Annotated in this window: 15 protein-coding genes; 1 reads left to right on the plus strand and 14 read right to left on the minus strand. The window is 59.8% G+C overall.

Annotated features, from left to right (window positions below; all coding sequences use genetic code 11):
- Positions 1-275 precede the first annotated feature (275 nt).
- The 3 genes from MHX65_RS09905 to ileS form a co-directional block, all read right to left on the minus strand.
- Entirely contained in the window at positions 276-986 is a 711-nt protein-coding gene (locus MHX65_RS09905; RefSeq protein WP_239269920.1) for a hypothetical protein, read from the minus strand.
- Between the two features lie 142 nt (positions 987-1,128).
- Positions 1,129-1,638 carry a hypothetical protein gene (locus MHX65_RS09910; protein WP_239269921.1) on the minus strand — a complete coding sequence of 170 codons (510 nt, stop codon included), beginning with the start codon at positions 1,636-1,638 and terminating at the stop codon, positions 1,129-1,131.
- 439 nt (positions 1,639-2,077) lie between these two features.
- Positions 2,078-5,242, minus strand: coding sequence for an isoleucine--tRNA ligase (ileS, locus tag MHX65_RS09915; protein ID WP_239269922.1), 3,165 nt, complete (start codon positions 5,240-5,242; stop codon positions 2,078-2,080).
- Positions 5,243-5,527: 285 nt separating this feature from the next.
- Here ileS and MHX65_RS09920 point away from each other — a divergent pair, with 285 nt between their 5' ends.
- Positions 5,528-6,526 carry an HNH endonuclease signature motif containing protein gene (locus tag MHX65_RS09920; protein ID WP_239269923.1) on the plus strand — a complete coding sequence of 333 codons (999 nt, stop codon included), beginning with the start codon at positions 5,528-5,530 and terminating at the stop codon, positions 6,524-6,526.
- Between the two features lie 336 nt (positions 6,527-6,862).
- Here the strand turns inward: MHX65_RS09920 and MHX65_RS09925 are convergent, their stop codons facing one another.
- The 11 genes from MHX65_RS09925 to MHX65_RS09975 form a co-directional block, all read right to left on the minus strand.
- The gene (locus MHX65_RS09925) at positions 6,863-7,069 is read right to left on the minus strand and encodes a hypothetical protein (protein WP_005278448.1); all 207 of its coding nucleotides are present in this window, start codon (positions 7,067-7,069) and stop codon (positions 6,863-6,865) included.
- Between the two features lie 139 nt (positions 7,070-7,208).
- Positions 7,209-8,405 carry a DivIVA domain-containing protein gene (locus MHX65_RS09930; protein ID WP_239269924.1) on the minus strand — a complete coding sequence of 399 codons (1,197 nt, stop codon included), beginning with the start codon at positions 8,403-8,405 and terminating at the stop codon, positions 7,209-7,211.
- 208 nt (positions 8,406-8,613) lie between these two features.
- Complete coding sequence (locus tag MHX65_RS09935; RefSeq protein ID WP_005278444.1) at positions 8,614-8,904, minus strand: YggT family protein; 291 nt, start codon at positions 8,902-8,904, stop codon at positions 8,614-8,616.
- Positions 8,905-8,998: 94 nt separating this feature from the next.
- On the minus strand, positions 8,999-9,472 hold the full coding sequence (locus MHX65_RS09940; protein WP_239269925.1) for a cell division protein SepF: 474 nt from the start codon (positions 9,470-9,472) through the stop codon (positions 8,999-9,001).
- Positions 9,473-9,574: 102 nt separating this feature from the next.
- Positions 9,575-10,273, minus strand: coding sequence for a YggS family pyridoxal phosphate-dependent enzyme (locus MHX65_RS09945; RefSeq protein ID WP_239269926.1), 699 nt, complete (start codon positions 10,271-10,273; stop codon positions 9,575-9,577).
- Positions 10,266-11,003: a peptidoglycan editing factor PgeF gene (pgeF, locus tag MHX65_RS09950; RefSeq protein ID WP_239269927.1), complete on the minus strand. Its 738-nt coding sequence runs from the start codon at positions 11,001-11,003 to the stop codon at positions 10,266-10,268. The genes MHX65_RS09945 and pgeF overlap by 8 nt, the downstream gene beginning before the upstream one ends.
- A 24-nt stretch (positions 11,004-11,027) precedes the next feature.
- Positions 11,028-12,380 (minus strand): cell division protein FtsZ, encoded by a 1,353-nt coding sequence (ftsZ, locus tag MHX65_RS09955; RefSeq protein ID WP_239269928.1) that lies wholly within the window; start codon positions 12,378-12,380, stop codon positions 11,028-11,030.
- Positions 12,381-12,690: 310 nt separating this feature from the next.
- Positions 12,691-13,362 carry a cell division protein FtsQ/DivIB gene (locus MHX65_RS09960; protein WP_349819903.1) on the minus strand — a complete coding sequence of 224 codons (672 nt, stop codon included), beginning with the start codon at positions 13,360-13,362 and terminating at the stop codon, positions 12,691-12,693.
- Positions 13,362-14,825, minus strand: a complete 1,464-nt coding sequence (gene murC, locus MHX65_RS09965; RefSeq protein WP_239269930.1) for a UDP-N-acetylmuramate--L-alanine ligase — start codon at positions 14,823-14,825, stop codon at positions 13,362-13,364. Before murC ends, MHX65_RS09960 begins: the two co-directional genes overlap by 1 nt.
- On the minus strand, positions 14,826-15,935 hold the full coding sequence (gene murG / locus MHX65_RS09970; RefSeq protein ID WP_239269931.1) for an undecaprenyldiphospho-muramoylpentapeptide beta-N-acetylglucosaminyltransferase: 1,110 nt from the start codon (positions 15,933-15,935) through the stop codon (positions 14,826-14,828).
- A 20-nt stretch (positions 15,936-15,955) separates the two neighbouring features.
- Positions 15,956-17,359 carry an FtsW/RodA/SpoVE family cell cycle protein gene (locus MHX65_RS09975; RefSeq protein WP_239269932.1) on the minus strand — a complete coding sequence of 468 codons (1,404 nt, stop codon included), beginning with the start codon at positions 17,357-17,359 and terminating at the stop codon, positions 15,956-15,958.
- Positions 17,360-17,363 lie beyond the last annotated feature (4 nt).

Below are 17,363 nucleotides of genomic sequence, written 5' to 3' on the forward strand. Positions count from 1 at the left end.
AACAGCTCAAGCAACGTCAACGGTCCAAACGATAAGCGGGGGTAAAACCGGCTACCGGGCGGCTACCGCCACCCCGGTACCTGGTACCGCCTTACCGGTCCCTAAAACAAGCCCGCGTCACACCTGCCCGGCCCAGTGCGCTAGGCCAAGTCCCGCAACATTTGGCCAGACAACACAGAAACCGGAGCACCTCCTCATGGAGGGCTCCGGTTCAGTCACTGTCGGTAGCCTAGTCCGCGCATCAAGCCCGCACTAATCCACTAACTCAGACGAGATTAGAACTTAAACAGTGAGAAGAAGTTACGCAGCGGTTGCAAGAGGCGAGCGAGGCCTGAGTTCTTGTTGAAGAACTTGGCAACACCTTCCACCAAAGCACCCAAACCAGGAATTACTTCAAAGACCTTGCCAAACTTAGAGCTGCCTTCTCCAGCACCAGGGCTATCATCAGCGCCCGGAACCGATGGCTGTGCCGGCTTTGTGGAACCGCTGCCTCCCTCTTTGCCCTTGCCATTACCGTTACCAGAGGTCTGGTCGGGTTGCGACTCGCTGCCCTTATCAGCAGCCTTCACAATGAGCCCTACGCTGTTGCTTTCACCGGTTTTCGGATCCGTGACATGAGGGATCGGAGAAACGGATACCTTGTCACCTGCCATTAACTTGACGTCTGCAGGTACATCGATTTCAAACGGGACAAACTCACCTTCAGGAACTTGGCCCTTCTGTGCAGACTTTTTCTCCAGCTTCACGACGGTTGTCTGAATCCTTCCGCCGGGGAAATAAGCCTCAATTTCCACCTCTTGGCCTGGGTACAAACGAACCTTACCGGTAACCTTTTTGTCTCCTGCCTTGATGTCATTTACTTCCGCGGAAACAGCGAACGGGAATTCGCCTTCAGAGTCCCCAGAATCTGGGCCTTCCTCCTCGGCCACATCCGCAGGTTTAACAACTACTGGTATGGCTTTGCTCTTGCTATCGTCCGGAGCCAAGGAATCATATAGCGAACTAAAGAGTAGTGTTTCACCTGCCTTTAGGTTAATCCCTTCAGGAACGTCGAATTTAAAGGTGACAGCTTTACCATTAGAGGCTCCACCTTCCTCAGCAGATTTTCCTTAAGATGTAGGTCCGTAGTTAATGCCCTGAAGTTTGGGAAAGTAACTTGAACTGTCTTCTTTTGACCTGGGAGCAAAACACCGAGCCAGTGATTTCCCTGTCCCCTGCTTTGACATCATTCACCATTAGAGGAGCCTCTGACTGCTGTCCGCCTTCAGCAGGACCCTTGCCATCATCGTCGGAAGAAATGCCATTGATCCGCGCTTCCCTGACAACCTCAGAATGTGACAAACGCTTCAACTCTTCTTCAGAATAAAGAGGCGTGTTGTCTTTCCCCAAGAGTTCCCTAGCTGTCTGTGCCATTTCGCTAACACTTAGCTCAGTGATCTGACCCACACTCAACTTGCAGTTACGCTGCAGATGCTCCGCAACGTTGGCATTGATGCCAGCATCGAAATCGACGCCGGCTCGGAAGTTCTGTGCACAGTTAAGATGCTCACCAGTAGCCCAAGCAACTGGGGTAACTGCGGTAGCCACGAGAGATGCAGAGATAGCTGCAGAAGCGAGAACACGCTTATTGAGTTTCATACGAACCTTCCAAGGGGTACTTCGAACTACGGGCCCTGTATGCCACGATGTGCTTTCAAAAATGTAAAGCGCGGGCGGACACCGCAGAAAGCGGAATAACACGATCTCTATCGTGCTATTTACGTTTTTAAACGCAAGATTAGTAAACCATATTGCTTTTTACCCAAAAGTGTATACCCGAAAAAGTGTGCGAGATCACTTAATGAACACGGCTTTCGTACATGATGTCAAGGCTGACAATGGCGTCCTCGCTAAACAGAGACCACCGATTACTTCAGCTTCTCCAGCAAGCCCCACAACAAAGTCCACATCCCCATTTCTTCTTTTATTTTAATTCTTACGCATATTGAACCCACCGATTGATAAGTGCGCAAAGCGGCCCAGTCGAACGCTGTAGATAGCATCCGGCCGGGCCGCTTAACGTTTAGCCTGTGTGCTCTTAGTTCTTGGCTACGGTGGCGGTGACTCCGGTGAGGATATCGTGGGCATCGGCAAGCTGCTCGGTGACTACGGAGAACTCCGTAGCCAGCACCTCGCCAGCGATGGTGTCAGCGTGACGCAGCGCCCACTCCTTCTTTTCTTCGGGCACGGAAAGGACCACGGAGATGCGGTCAGATACGTCGAAGCCGGAGTTCTTGCGGGCATCCTGCAAGCCACGGATGACATCGGCGGCCCAGCCTTCGGCCTCGAGCTCTTCGGTAACCTCGGTATCCAGGACGACGAGGCCATCCAGGCCCTCGATGCGGGCCGTGGAGTCCGGGTTCGCCGCCTGCAAACGCTCGGTGTATTCCTCAGGGCTCAAGACGATGTCCCCGTCAACCACGACCTCATCGCCGCGACGCTCGTAGTTGCCCGCCTTAAGATTCTTGATGGCCCGCTGGACATCCTTGCCCAAGCGCGGGCCGGCAACCTTGGCGTTGCAGACCACCTGGAAGGTACCGACGGAATCGACATCGTCAGTAAGCTCAACCTCTTTGACATTGACCTCGTCGCGGATGATGTCGGCGAAGTCCGCTAGGCTCTGCGAACCCGCGAAGGCCACGGTGAGCTTCGGCAGCGGCAGGCGGTTGCGCAGCTTATTGGCCTTGCGCACCGAGGACGCAGCCGATGCCACCGCGCGGGTAGCGTCCATGGCAGACACCAGGTCCGCATCCGCGGGGTAGTCCTCGGCCTTGGGGAAATCAGCCAGGTGGACGGAGCGCTCACCGGTCAGGCCGCGGTAGATGACCTCGGCGACGTGCGGAAGCAACGGGGCAACCACGCACGTGGTGGTCTCCAACACGGTGTAGAGGGTATTGAAGGCCTCCGGGTTGGCATCCTCGCCGCCCCAGAAGCGATCGCGGGAGCGGCGGACGTACCAGTTGGTCAGCACGTCAGCGAAAAGGCGCACCTCTTCGGTGGCGGTGGCGATATCGGTCCCCGCCAGCGCTGCATCGACGTTGGCCACAAGGTCGTGGGTCTTAGCCAGGATGTAGCGGTCGAGCACGTGCGTGGAGCTCGTATCGAACTTCGCCTCCTGCTCGGCGTAGAGCTGCAGGAAGGTGTACGCATTCCAGATGGGAAGCAGCGCCTGGCGCACGCCCTCGCGGATACCCTGCTCGGTAACGATGAGGTTGCCGCCGCGCAGGATGGGCGAGGACATCAGGAACCAGCGCATGGCATCGGAACCATCGCGGTCAAAGACCTCGTTGACATCCGGGTAGTTGCCCTTGGACTTGGACATCTTAAGCCCGTCATTGCCCAAGACGATGCCGTGGGCCACGACCTTCTTGAATGCCGGGCGATCAAAGAGCGCAGTGGACAGCACGTGCAGCAGGTAGAACCAACCGCGGGTTTGCCCGGAGTACTCCACGATGAAGTCCGCCGGCGAGTGGGTTTCAAACCACTCCTTATTTTCAAACGGGTAGTGCTTTTGCGCAAACGGCATGGAGCCGGATTCGAACCAGCAGTCCAGCACGTCCGGCACGCGGCGCATCGTGGACTTACCGGTGGGATCATCCGGGTTGGGGCGGGTCAGCTCATCGATGTGCGGGCGGTGCAGCGACTCCGGGCGCTTGCCGAAGTCCCTCTCCAGCTCATCCAAAGAGCCGTAGACGTCCATGCGCGGGTACTCGTCATTATCGGACATCCACACTGGGATGGGCGCGCCCCAGTAGCGGGTGCGGGAGATATTCCAGTCGCGGGCGCCTTCCAGCCACTTGCCAAATTGGCCATCGCGGATGTGCTCCGGCAGCCACTCGATCTTGTTGTGGTTAAGCTCCACCATGCGATCGCGGAATTCGGTGACCTTCACAAACCATGCGGGCAGCGCCATGTAGATAAGCGGCTCGCCCGAGCGCCAAGAGTGCGGGTAGGAGTGCTCGATGGTGACGTGGCGCACCACTCGCCCAGCGGCCTTGAGGTCCTTGATGATGGACTTATTCGCATCGAAGACCAGCTGACCCTCGTACGGCGGCACCTGGGAGGTGAACTTACCGTCCTCATCCACTGGGACCACCAACTCGATGTCGTACTCGTTGGTGGTATTCATATCGTCTTCACCAAAGGCGGGCGACTGGTGGACAACACCCGTACCGTCTTCGGTGGTGACGTAGTCCGCCAACAGTACCTGGTAGGCATTGCGCAGGTCTGGGAAAAATCCGAAGATCGGCTCGTACTTAAAGCCCTCAAGCTGCGCGCCGGTGAAGGTGCCCAGCACCTGCGCCTCACCCAGCTCCTTTTCCAGGGTACCCAGCAGGTTTTCAGCCATGATGAACGTGCGGCCAGCGAATTCGCCGTCGGTGGCCTTAAATAGTGCGTAAGAGACCTCCGGGTGAACCGCCAGCGCCTCGTTGGACGGCAGGGTCCAGGGGGTGGTGGTCCAGGCGAGGAAGGAGGCATCGGCAAGCGCGGGGTAATCCGCCAATGTCTTCTCCGCCGCGGTGCCCTCGCGAGCACCTGCGACCGGGAAAGTCACAGTCAAGGTGGGATCCTGGCGCATCTTATAGGAATCATCCAAGCGCGTTTCCTGGTTGGACAAGGAGGTATGCTCCGCCCAAGAGTAAGGCAGAACGCGGAAGCCCTTGTAGATTAGGCCCTTGTCATACAGCTCCTTGAAGGCCCACATGACCGATTCCATGAAGTTGATATCCATGGTCTTGTAGCCATTATCAAAGTCCACCCAGCGCGCCTGGCGGTTAACGTAATCTTCCCACTCATCGGTGTATTCCAGCACCGACTTAGCGCAGTACTCGTTGAACTTGTCCAGGCCCATGTCCTCGATCTGGGCTTTATCGGTGATCCCGAGCTGCTTTTCTGCCTCCAGCTCCGCGGGCAAGCCGTGGGTATCCCAGCCGAAGACGCGGGGGACGTAATTTCCGGCCATCGTGCGGTAACGCGGCACGATATCCTTCACGTATCCGGTCAACAGGTGGCCGTAGTGCGGCAGGCCATTGGCAAAGGGAGGGCCGTCATAAAAGATGTATTCGGGGCAGTCCTTGGTCTTTTCCAAAGAAGCCTGGAACGTATCGTCCTGCTTCCAGTACTTCTGGACTTCTTCTTCCATGTCCGGGAAGCGGCTCGAGCCGCCGGTCATATCGACCTTGGGGTAAATCTTTTTCACCATTGTCTTCCTTCACGCTATAACTTGATGCAGGGACGGGCCAGTGGCTCGCGGTACCACCCTGCTTGAGCTGAAAGCTCCGCTTCATTTCGGTGAAGGAGATAACGGTCCCACCCGTTCAGTTCTACTGAGCCTTATGACCGTTCTTCTGAATTGCTCCCCCGGTGATGGCCGGATCATCGCATGTGCCCGCCAGTATAGCGCCACACGAACGCTGTGCACAAAAGTTATCCACAGGTAGAAATTTTCCTGTTGTACGCGGTTGTGCGTGGCCATAGATTATGAAGCATGACCGCGCTCGAGAATTACTTAGCAGCTATGGCCCCGGGGATGGATATTGTCGCCGGGTGCACTGGCCTGTCTGAGGACGATCTGCGGGCGCATGGCGCGCCGGAGCACACGGCGCGGGAGCTTATCCTGCTCAAAGAGGCTTATTGCGGAAACACCAAATTCACCGGCCGGCGCCGGCGAGCCATGGACGGTGCCCGGCGCAATGGCCATTCCATCGTGGCGTTGTCCATCATCGAAAAGTATGCCCGCAAGATGCCCACGCTTTTCGATGCCTGGCTTCTCCGCGAGCAGCTCTGCACCACCAACGCCGGCACGGCGGATCTAGAAAAACTGGCAAAATCCAAGCTACCTGCGAAAAAGAAGAAGGTTAAGCCTGGGGTGCGCATCATTCGCCGCAAGAACGCGCCGTGGACCCTGGCCATCGATGCGCGTTCCTCGCTTATTGCGGATCTTCATGCCGCGCTAAAAGAGAGCGGCAAGGAGCCGCTCGAGGCAGTGGAACAGACCTTTTTCGGCGGCGGCTCCGCCGTAAAGACCACGGTGATGACCAATGTCCTGGTCAACCTGGATGACTACGTGCGCATCATCAACGGCGATGGCGAGGAAATCCAGCTCCAAATGACCAATGGCGCTACTCTTACCGGCGCCGAGTACCTCGAGCGCGCGCTGAAGGAACGCGGGCTGATTACCCTCATTAGTCCCTATGAGGGAGCGGTGAACCTGTACCGCACGGAGCGCTTCGCCAATGCGAAACAACGCCTGATGGCCGCGGCAGAAAACCCAATCTGCCCGTGGCCGCGGTGCAACAAGCCCGCAGACGAATGTCAGATTCATCATTTGGAGCCGTGGTTGCACGGTGGGTTGACCAACATAGGTAACTTATCCACAGCCTGCGCCTACCACAACGGGGTCAACGACGATGACCCCAATGCCCCGCCACTGCGCGGGCACCTCGTTCGCCGGAATGGGACGATCAGGTGGGAGCCCCCAGATTAGTTAGATCTTTTACGGGGGTTCGTGGCGGGTCCCCGGAGGGGACCGCCGCAGGAACGGGATTCAGGAACCGGACGCGGGTTCCGAGGGATCCGAGGAAACCGCGATCCGGTAAACCGCAGATGGTGCGGATGATTGCGGGCGGTGCGGGCAGTTGGGGTGGTGCGGTTAGTGCGGCTGGCACTGGCGTTGGACCCCACCGGCTAGACGAGGCGCCGCCGTGCGCCTAATTTGGCATGCCGCAATGGCGGGAGCTGATACTTCTGACGGAACATGGCCGAATCTACCCCAGCCTGACCCAGCCGGATCAAGGCTGAGCGATCCTGGACGGCTCTGGGCCTAGTTCTGTTTCCAGCCTTGGGACAGGTCTTCTTCAAGGGCGTTATTATCCGCACGGTACTTGCGCGCCCAGTCGATAATAAACAACACGATGCCGGAGCCCGCTGCGATGAAGACAAGGTACAACGCCCAATCGGCGGTGTTTAAGACATACATCACCAAAGCCACGAAGGCCACAAGGGCAAGGACGAGGGCAGCAACGAGCATGTCAGTTCCTCTCAGAGGGGGTAAAAGTAGCTATGGGAACAATCATAGCGAGGTGGATAAAACCACAATAGCGCCCACTCCCCTAGAGGCGTGGGCGCTACGGGTAACTATTTTGGCTTAGTTACTGCCAACCGGCTACTTAGTTCTTGCCGGCATCGCCGTTTGGTGCGGCGGTTCCGCGGGTCTCGAGCTCTTCCAGCTGGGACTCGAGGAGGGTCTTCAAGCGGGTACGGTACTCGCGCTCGAAGGTGCGCAGCTCGGAGATGCGCGCCTCCAAGGCGGTCTGCTGCTGCTTGACGGTGTTCATGACTTCGGTGTGCTTCTTCTCGGCATCGGCCTGCAGCGATGCGGCCTTCTCCTCCGCCTGGCGAATCTGCGCCTCGGCGCGGGAGGAAGCATCGGACTCGGTCTGCTGAGCCTTCTCCTCTGCCTCAGAAACCAGCTTCTTGGAGCGGGTTTCTGCATCCTGCACCTGAGCGTCGTACTTCTTCTGCGCCTCGGCAAGCTGTGCCTTAGAACGAGAGTCGGCATCAGAAAGCTGCTTTTCTGCGGCCGTGCGGGCCTCGGTCAGCATGGACTCAGACTCGGCGCGAGCCTCAGAGGTCAGGCGATCCGCCATCTCCTGGGCCAAGCCCAGCACACGCGCTGCCTGCATGTGGGTATCAGGGGTAGCCAGGCCGTCTGCACCCTGTGCTGCACCAGCACCTGCGGCGGCCGCTGCGGCGCTGGAGGCGGCCGAGTTGGAGGAACCAGCGGCAGAAGCGGACTTCTTCAGGTTCTCATTCTCGCGCTGGGAAGACTCCAGCTTCTCCTTGGCCTGCTTAGCCTCTGCGCGAGCCTCCTCGGCTTCCTTCTTGGCCTTTGCTGCCTCGTCGCGAGCAGCCTTAAGCTCGGCGGTATTAGCGGCGGCGGTAGCACCCGCTGCGGTGGCATCGGCACCGCTTTCCTTGACCTTTGCGGCCTCGGCCTGGGCGGCCTTTACCTGCTCCTGGGCCTTCTTGGTTTCTTCCTTAGCGCGAGAGACCTCGGACTTGGAATCTGCCAACTTGGTTTCATATTCAGCACGCAGCTTGGCCTCAATCTCCTTGCGCAGAGCTTCTTCATCTGCACCGGAGGTTGCGGCGGCTGCGGCACCAGCCCCTGCTCCGCCGGCCTTGGCGCCTGAGCTAAGATCGCTCACCTGCGCCTGCAGGTCTTCGTTCTCATCCTGCAGTTGGGCAAGGGCGTCCTCAACGAGGTCGAGGAACTGATCTACCTCATCCTCGTTGTAGCCACGCTTGCCAATCGGCGGCTTGCTGAACGCGACGTTGTGTACATCAGCTGGTGACAGTGGCATGACTTGTCTTCCCCTTCGAGTTGATAGAACCCCGGAGGTTCCAGGGCCTTAGGAGCTGCGGTTCCAGTTTATCTAAACCTTCCCCACAAAGTTATATGTGGTTCATGATACGGATTATCGCATTTTATTGTAACCGAAAGTCCACAATAATGGACGTAACGCTGACTCTCAATGTCTACCACAGGTTACGGGGTGATGCGGGGTCGTCCTACAAGAAAATTACCTGCAGGAAAAGCGTCAGGAACGACAGGATGAAAAACAGCACTAAGACGGAAACATCTAGCGCGATTCCACCCATCTGCAGCGGAGGAATGACCCGGCGCAGCGCCTTGACCGGCGGATCCGTGATGGCGAAAAGGGGCTCAGCGATGATCATGAACCAGCGCGGCGGGTTGAATTGCCGCGAGAAAGATTGAATCATCTCAATAATAATCCGGGCGATCAATACCCATGTATAAACCCTCACCAAGAAGATGAGAATAATTCCAATTTCAGTCACGATTACTCAGCCTATCGAATAGTCCCCCGCACGTGCGCATTGCGCACCGTACGGGGGTTAATGGGATGTGCGTCGTTTTACCTAGCCCGCGAACCTAGCGCAGACCGGCGGCGCGCTCTAGTTCAGGCTTGGCAATATCAGCGGACTTAGGCACGACGGCGAATACCTTGCGCTGGGTGTCCATGCCCTTCGACAGGTTGAGCATGCGGCCTTCCAGGCCGAAGCAGAGGCCTGCGGCGAAGTCGATGAAGCGCTTGGCGGTTCCGCGCTCGGCATCGGTAAGCTCAAAGACCACTGCATCGCCATCGCGGAAGGGTTCGCCCACCTTGGCGGCATCGTTGAACGAGGTCAAGGAGATTGCCACGATAGTCGGAACGAACTTCTCCTCGACGGGCGCAGGCGCTGGGGTTGGCTCATAGGCCTGCGGGGCGCGGCGTGGGGCGTAGGCCGCAGAAGTGGCAGCTCCGTTGCCCGCGTAACGCGGCTCGTCGTTGTAGTAGGCGTCGTCTTCTTCGAAATCCATCGGACCAAGCCCGAAGAAATTCTTCGTCCTATCAATGAATGACATTTTGGGTCTCCCTCTGACCTAAATTTGTTCAAGTTCAAGCGCGCAAATGTGAATGATGTGACTCATGTGATTTACGCTGTGAAATGCGCTTTTGCGATATTTTTAACCTACTGGGCGCTTTCCCATGATGCTGGTTCCGACACGCACAATATCGGTGCCCGCAGCAATCGCCGCATCCATATCTGCACTCATCCCGGCTGATAGTTTGAGCTGCCGGCCAAGGCGTTCGGACAGGCGATCCACGTCTGCGCGCACCGTGGAAAATACTTCCCGCGCATCGGCATCGAGAGGAGGAACCACCATGAGCCCGGCGAATTCTAGGTGCTCCGCCGCCTCGACGGACTCGATCACCTCATCCAATTCCTCGCGGATTACTCCCCCGCGCGACGTATCGCCATCGGCAGAAACCTGAATGAATATTGGGAGGTTGTTCTCTCGCTGGCCGCGTTCTTTTGCCAGGCTCACGCCGCGGTCCAGCGCGTTGGCCAGCTTCACCGAATCCACCGAATGCACACTAGTAGCCCACCGCGCGACGTGGTTGGCCTTCTTGGTTTGAATCTGGCCAATCATGTGAAAGCGCAGCTGCTCTAGCTCCTGTGCCTTTGCCCGGGCTTCTTGCTCGCGGTTTTCCGCGACGTCTTCCACCCCGAGCTCAGCCAAAAGGGCGATGTCCTCTGCGGGATGGAACTTGGTCACGACCAGCAATTGCGGTGCCGGGCGCTCATGCTCGGCGGCGATGGCGCTAATGTGTTCCTTTGTTGCGGCGAGGTTATCTGCCAGTTCTTGTTTCCGGTTACTCATGATTAGCCTCCAACCAAATCACACCGGCCTGGCGGCCAGTGGTTCCTTCGCGGCGATAAGAAAAGAAATCCGTGTCCTCAATGGTGCAGCGCGGATCAGAATCGATATTGGTAATGCCCAGGCCCATCAATTGGCGGATAAGCCCAGCGCGCACGTCGATGCCCCACGTCCCTTTCGAGGTCTTGCACTTCGAGCCGGGAAGGCGCCGTTCGACATCGTTGGCCATTTCTTCCGGAACCTCGTAGCTTTTCCCAGATGCGGCCGGGCCCATGACCACCTGGATTCGCTCCGGCTGAGCGCCTAGTTTCTGCATCTCGCGCACGGTATTGACCACGATGCCGTTGCGGGCGCCGAGCCGGCCGGCGTGCACGGCGGCGATGACGCCGGCGGGGACATCGACAAGCAGCACGGGCGTGCAATCGGCGACGAGGACGCCGAGGCCAAGCCGGCGCTGCGTGGTCACCACCGCATCCGTGGCTGGAACCGGGGTATCGCGCGGGCCGTCGATGACGGTGACCGTATTGGTGTGGAGCTGTTCCATCCACACGATATTCTCGAGCCCGGTCACGCGCAGGAGGCGCTCGCGGTTGGCCGCGACGTTGGCTGGTTCGTCGCCGACGTGCCCGCCAAGATTGAAAGACTCATATGGATATGCAGACGCCCCGCCTGCACGGCTGGTAAAAACCATGCGGACGGGGCGGCTGGTGCGATGTTCCTCGTTTACTGGCATGCACACCAGCGTAGCGGTTTGCGCTTAGCGCATGAAGGACGGCACATCGAGATCATCATCGCCATCATCATCGCGGCGCTGACTTGGCCGAGACAGGCGGTAGTCTTCGCGACGCTCCTCGCGGAAGCGATCGGAGTTGGTGAACAGGCCGCCAGACTCGCTGCGGCGCTCCTCGGGGCGGCGTTCTTCCACGCGGCGGTCGTCGTAGCGGCGATCGTCCACGCGGCGCTCATCAGCGCGGCGTTCTTCTACGCCACGGTCCTGGCCGGCGCGCGGCTCATAGGAGTGGCGCGGTGCGTAGTCATCGGCGGCGGGTTGGGTAGGTGCCGGGGTGGCGGAGTTGCCGGACTCGCGGTCGCGGTTATCAAAGAGCGAGCCGGGCTTGCGCTGCTCGGGAGCACGCTGTGAAGATGCTGCCTGGGCGGCATTGGCCTCGGCATCGAAACCGGTGGCGATGATGGTGATGCGGATTTCATCGCCCAAGGTGTCATCGATGATGGTGCCGAAGATGAGGTTGACGTCTTCGTCGGCACGCTCTTCGACCATGGAGGCCGCGGAGTTAACCTCGTGCAGGCCCAGGTCAGAGCCGCCGGCGATGGACAGCAGCACGCCCTTGGCGCCTTCCATCGTGGATTCCAATAGCGGCGAATTGATGGCCTGCTCGGCGGCAGTCATGGCGCGGTTATCGCCCCGTGCGGAGCCGATGCCCATCAGGGCGGAGCCGGCATCAGACATGACGGAGCGAACGTCAGCAAAGTCGACGTTGATCATGCCCGGGATGGTGATCAGGTTGGTAATACCCTGGACACCATTGTGCAGAACCTCATCGGCCGCGCGGAAGGCTTCCACGATGGAAAGCTCTTCCCCACCGAGCTGCATCAGGCGGTCATTTGGAATAACGATGAGGGTATCGCAAACCTCGCGCAGCTCCTCGATGCCGGCCATGGCCTGGCGGGTACGGCGCGCGCCCTCGAACTTGAAGGGGCGGGTGACAACGCCCACGGTCAGCGCGCCCATCTTCTTCGCGATGGAAGCGACTACGGGTGCAGCGCCCGTACCGGTGCCGCCGCCCTCGCCGGCGGTAACGAAGACCATATCGGAGCCCTGCAAGGCGTCCTCGATTTCGGACTTGTGGTCTTCCGCGGAGGTCTTGCCCACCTCAGGGTTAGCGCCTGCGCCCAATCCGCGGGTGGCCTCGCGGCCGATGTCGAGCTTGGTATCGGCATCGGAGAAAATCAGCGCCTGGGAGTCGGTGTTTATGGCGACGAATTGGACGCCCTTTAAGCCTTCTTCGATCATGCGGTTCACGGCGTTGACGCCGCCACCGCCGACGCCGACGACCTTGATATCCGCGAGATTGTTGTTGGAAGAGATCATGTGAGCAGGTCTCACCTTTCGCTACTTTAAGTCTGCACGTGCATTAAACGAGGATTGTATGCGCTTCACGAGCGTGAATCGCGTTCCCCTCCATCTTTAACGACACACCTGTAATTTTCATGCTCATTTTACGCGTGTCGGGACTCTCAAGTACCACTTTAGGGTTGTTGGCCTGCGGTTTTGTCCGCCACTTCCACACCATTGACACCACCTAAAAGAGAAAATAAAAGACCCTGCAGCGCATACGCTTCGGGCGCGGCGCGGCAGGGGATTTTTCGGGTCTATCGAGGCCTCCGCCTAGGTATCTACCCTATCCGCGGGTAGTGACCAGTTCGGGGTTAGAGATATTCCATTCTCGGCCCTCCATCTTCAGCACGGTGGCGAAGGCGCGGGCCTTATCGTCGTTATTTTTATCGCTCGCACCCCAGAAAATGCGGCGATCATCCTTCATGGTGAACTGCAGTGAGTAGGAATCGGTGACTTCGAGGGTGGCGACTTGGTGGCGCACGTCATCGGAAAGCGCGGCGATGGCAGCTACCGCGTCTTGGGCCTCGGTGGAGCCACTGTCGATGTCCCCGGTAAGTTCCACCGCACCTTCGGGCGGCTCGGCGGAGGTAAATTCCTCGCCCTTGTCATCGATGAGGTAGGTGGTGTCATCTCGCTTCACGAAGGCGACGGGTTTATGTTCCTGCACAGAGATGGTCAAGGTCGATGGCAGGTCGCGCGAAACCGTCACCGAATCCGCCCAGTCCAGGCTGGCAACGCCACTGGCGGCCTCGTGTGCATCCACCCGCAAGAGGTTTTCGCCCTCGGGCACGCCCGCGGCCTCCTGGACCTGGGCGGAATCGAGCTGGTGCACGCCCTCGACCTCAAAGTTTTTCACCTTGAAAATGGGCAACGCCCATACCGCGGCGCCCACCACCAGCACGAGGGCGAGCAGGCCGCCAACGATGCCGAAAATGAGCTTCTTCGACACCCGCACTAGTGGGCCCGCAATTCATCGAGGATTTCCGCGGCAACAAGGGTGATGGAACCGGCGCCGATGGTCAAGATGATATCGCCCGGCTGTGCGATGGAGACCACGTCCTTGGCCGCGGCGGAAAAGTCTGGTTCAAAGATAACCTCCATCTCCTCCGGCATCTTATTGGTGATAATGCGGGAGGTAATGCCTTCCACGGGTTGCTCGCGGGCACCGTAGATGTCGAGTACAACGGCGGCATCGGCAAGCGCAAGCGCCTGCGCGAACTCGGCGTCGAATTCCATGGTGCGCGAGTACAGGTGCGGCTGGAAACAGGCGATAACACGCCCGCCATTGCCTTCGGCAGCAACCTTGGCGCGCGCGGCCCGCAGCACCGCGGCGACCTCGGTGGGATGGTGGGCATAATCGTCGAAGACACGGACGCTGCCGCCCTGCCAGTCCACGCTGCCCCGGTACTCAAAGCGGCGGCGCACGCCGCTGAAATCCGCAAGGCCCTCCGCGATGGTGCTGGGATCGCCGCCCGATAGCACGCCGGCGATTAGCGCCGCCATGGAGTTGAGCACCATGTGGTGGCCGGGAATCTGCAGCTGGTAGCTCACGGATTCCTCCACGCCGGGCAGGGACAGCTGCACGGTACACGCCATGCCAGCGGCGGTGGTCTCCTCCGCGGTCAGCGTCGCGGCGAGCGGAACGGAGGTGGTGCGGGCCTTCTCTGCGCCGCCATAGCCGATGACGTTGATGCCGCGGCTGAGCGCCTGCTCACCGATCTCAGCCGCGTGCTCGTCCTCCGCGCACACAACGAGGTAGCCGGTATCCGGGGTGACCAGGTCCGCGAAGTCCGCAAAGACCTTGAAGTAGGCGTCCGCGGAGTGGAAATAGTCAAGGTGGTCCGGCTCCGCGTTGGTGATGACGGCGATATCGGGGCTATAGCGCAAGAGCGAGGCATCGGACTCATCGGCCTCGGCAACGAAGGCCTCACCGGTGCCGCCATGCGCGTTGGTGCCGGCGCGGTTGAGTTGGCCGCCGATGGCAAAGGAGGGATCCAGGCCTGCGTGCTGCATGGCGCTCACGGCCATCGAGGTTGTCGAGGTCTTGCCGTGCGTGCCCGCCAGCAGCACCTGGGTGTGGCCCTCCATCAGCGCGGCGAGCAGATCCGAGCGGCGAATGAGCGGAATATTATTCTCCCGCGCGGCGACGAGCTCCGGGTTATCTTGCGGAATCGCCGCGAAGGAGGTGACGACGGTGGTGGGCAGCTCGCCGGAAAGCTTGAGGTTGTCCGCAGCGTGGCCGATGGCCACCTTGGCACCCATCGAGCGCAAAACCTCCACCGAGGTGGAGTCCTTCACATCGGAGCCGGTAACGACGGCGCCGCGTGCGGCGAGGATGCGGGCAAGACCCGACATCCCGGAACCACCGATGCCAATGAGGTGGACGCGGCTGAGATCGTACTGTGCGGGATCGGTCATTTACTTATCCTTCTTTCCGGCCTGCAATTCTGCGTCCTGCACGCGGGTGGCGATGCGGTCAGCGATGATATTCGCCGCATCCCCCGCCTTAGACTGGGCGGCGGCCTGCGTCATGGATTTCAGGCGCTCTGGATCATCAAGAATGGCGCGGACCTCTTCGATGAGGCGATCGGAGCCCAATTCGGCATCGGGAATCTGCACCGCAGCACCGGCTTCTACCAATTCGCGCGAGTTCAGCGCTTGCTCGCCATTGCCGTGTGGCAACGGGACGTAGATGGCGGGAAGGCCCGCGGCGGAAACCTCTGCCACCGTCATCGCGCCCGAACGGCACACCACGAGGTCCGCCGCGGCGAGCGCACCGGCCATGTCGTCGATATACGGCAGAGCGGCGTAGTTGGGATACGGCTTGGGCGAATCGTTTTTCTTGCCATAGGCGTGCAAGAGCTGGAAGTCCTTAGTGAGGTCCTCCGCTGCGCCCGCTACGGCGCCGTTGATGCTGGCCGCTCCTTGGGAGCCGCCGGTAATGAGGATGGTGGGCAGCTGCGCTAAATCCCACTTCGTGCGGGCATCCGCAGCGGTATTCCCGTCCTTATCCCCGGCAGCCGCGGCCAGGCTGGGGCGCACTGGGATGCCGATGACCTCGCCCTCCATGCCGGAATTGGCGTGGGCATTAAGGCCGATGCCGCCGAGCTTCACGCCCAGCTTATTGGCCATACCTGCCAAGGCATTGGTCTCGAGGACGTAAAACGGAATACCTAAGGTCTTCGCCGCTATATAGGCGGGCCCAGAGACGTATCCGCCGGTGCCGAAGACGACATCGGCCTCCACGTCCTTTAAGACCTTCCGCGCCTGGCGGACGGACCGCGCAAGCTTGACGGGTAACTTGGCCAGGTTGGTGCTCACCTTGCGGGGAATCGGCACGGGCGTAATTAGGCGCAGGTCCACGCCGCGGGCGGGAATAATATCGCTTTCCAGCCCCTTTTCGGTCCCTAATGCGGTAATCCTGGCGCCGTAGCGCTCGCGTAAAGCTTCACCGACGGCAAGGGCGGGCTCAATATGTCCTGCAGTGCCGCCACCTGCAAGGACGACGGAAAATGGCGTGGAATTCATAGCCTAAAGGCTACCAGCGCCTACCGCCTCGGGCGGTGCTCGGCGCGCGGATACCTCCGCCCACTTCCGGTCACCGGCCGGCCGTAGCGCTCGTCGCGCACCCGCGGACGGGTCTCCTGCGGCTGGGCGTGCCGGCCCCGCTTTTTCTGCTTCCTCGCCGTCAGCGGTTGCGGCTCGCCAATGAAAAAGAGGCGATCAAATAGCGGGCGCCCAAAGTTCTGCATGGCAGAAATCTGCATCGGCTCGTGGCGCGCGACGTTGCACAAAATGCCCATCGAGCCAATCGTGATAATCGCAGCCGTACCACCCGCAGAAATCATCGGCAGCTGAATACCGGTCACCGGCAGCAAGCCGACGACGTAGGCGATATTGATAAACGCCTGGGTCACCACGCCAATGGTCAGCGTCGCGGCCAGCAGGGATTGGTACTGGTTCTGCGCGCGGGTTGCGGTGCGCAGCCCCACATAGCCCAAGGCTGCAAAGAGGAAAATCACCAGCGCGCCGCCCCACAGGCCGAGCTCCTCACCCACGATGGCGAAGATGAAGTCATTCTTGGCTTCTGGCAGGTAGAACCACTTGGCGCGCGATTGGCCGAGGCCAACGCCCCAGAAGCCGCCATCGGCAAGCGAGAGAAAGCCCTGGTAAGACTGGAAACCCGTGCCCTGGGTATCGGAGATATTGCCAAAGAGGGCGTCGAAATAGGTGTGGAAACGGTGGGAGCGGAAGCCGCCGATGAGGAAGACGGCGACCAGGCCCAGCGCACAAAGAATGCCGATGATGATGGGCACGCGCCTGTTAACGCCGGCGAAAAAGAGCGTGAAGACCACAACGAGGGCAAAGGACAGGGCCATGCCCAAGTCACCCTGCCCCACGATGAGCAGGAACATGAGGCCCGCGATGAGCGAGTACATCATGAACGGGTCCGAGAGCTTGAGGGAATGGTGTTCCTTATCCGCGAGGACAGAGGCACCGAACATGCCCACGGTGATGCGCGCAAGCTCGGAGGGCTGCAGGGAAATCGGGCCGATATAAATCCACGACTGGGAGCCCACCTCCTCGCGGCCGGTACCGATGCCGGGGATGAGCACCGCGATGAGCAGCAAAATAGAAAGGGCCAATAGCCACGGGATGAATTTGCGCAGCGTGTGCGGGGAAACTTTGAGGCCGAGCCAGAATGCACCCAAGCCGATAATAACCATCGCGGTTTGCCGCAGCGCCTGATTCCACACGCCACCATCTTCTGTCAGCGACGTAGCCATGGACGAGGAAAAGACCATGACCACGCCAATACCAATGAGCGAGAAGATAATCAGGCGCAGCAGCTGATAATCTAGCCCGGCTTGCTGGCGGGCTTGTTCGCGCACATCACGAATGCGCTCGCGCATGCTCTTTGCGCGGGGGCGCTGCGGGGAGGTGGCCGTCATGAAG

The organism is Corynebacterium sp. ACRPS (assembly GCF_022346005.1).
GTDB lineage: Bacteria > Actinomycetota > Actinomycetes > Mycobacteriales > Mycobacteriaceae > Corynebacterium.

Bases quoted from the DNA above. Each gene is read 5' to 3' on its own strand.
- MHX65_RS09940 (WP_239269925.1), bottom strand. From the start codon at position 9,472: ATGTCATTCATTGATAGGACGAAGAATTTCTTCGGGCTTGGTCCGATG.
- ftsZ (WP_239269928.1), bottom strand. From the start codon at position 12,380: ATGATCTCTTCCAACAACAATCTCGCGGATATCAAGGTCGTCGGCGTC.
- murG (WP_239269931.1), bottom strand. From the start codon at position 15,935: ATGAATTCCACGCCATTTTCCGTCGTCCTTGCAGGTGGCGGCACTGCA.
- ileS (WP_239269922.1), bottom strand. From the start codon at position 5,242: ATGGTGAAAAAGATTTACCCCAAGGTCGATATGACCGGCGGCTCGAGC.
- MHX65_RS09925 (WP_005278448.1), bottom strand. From the start codon at position 7,069: ATGCTCGTTGCTGCCCTCGTCCTTGCCCTTGTGGCCTTCGTGGCTTTG.
- murC (WP_239269930.1), bottom strand. From the start codon at position 14,825: ATGACCGATCCCGCACAGTACGATCTCAGCCGCGTCCACCTCATTGGC.
- MHX65_RS09975 (WP_239269932.1), bottom strand. From the start codon at position 17,359: ATGACGGCCACCTCCCCGCAGCGCCCCCGCGCAAAGAGCATGCGCGAG.
- MHX65_RS09920 (WP_239269923.1), top strand. From the start codon at position 5,528: ATGACCGCGCTCGAGAATTACTTAGCAGCTATGGCCCCGGGGATGGAT.
- MHX65_RS09930 (WP_239269924.1), bottom strand. From the start codon at position 8,405: ATGCCACTGTCACCAGCTGATGTACACAACGTCGCGTTCAGCAAGCCG.
- MHX65_RS09945 (WP_239269926.1), bottom strand. From the start codon at position 10,273: ATGAGTAACCGGAAACAAGAACTGGCAGATAACCTCGCCGCAACAAAG.
- MHX65_RS09910 (WP_239269921.1), bottom strand. From the start codon at position 1,638: ATGAAACTCAATAAGCGTGTTCTCGCTTCTGCAGCTATCTCTGCATCT.
- pgeF (WP_239269927.1), bottom strand. From the start codon at position 11,003: ATGCCAGTAAACGAGGAACATCGCACCAGCCGCCCCGTCCGCATGGTT.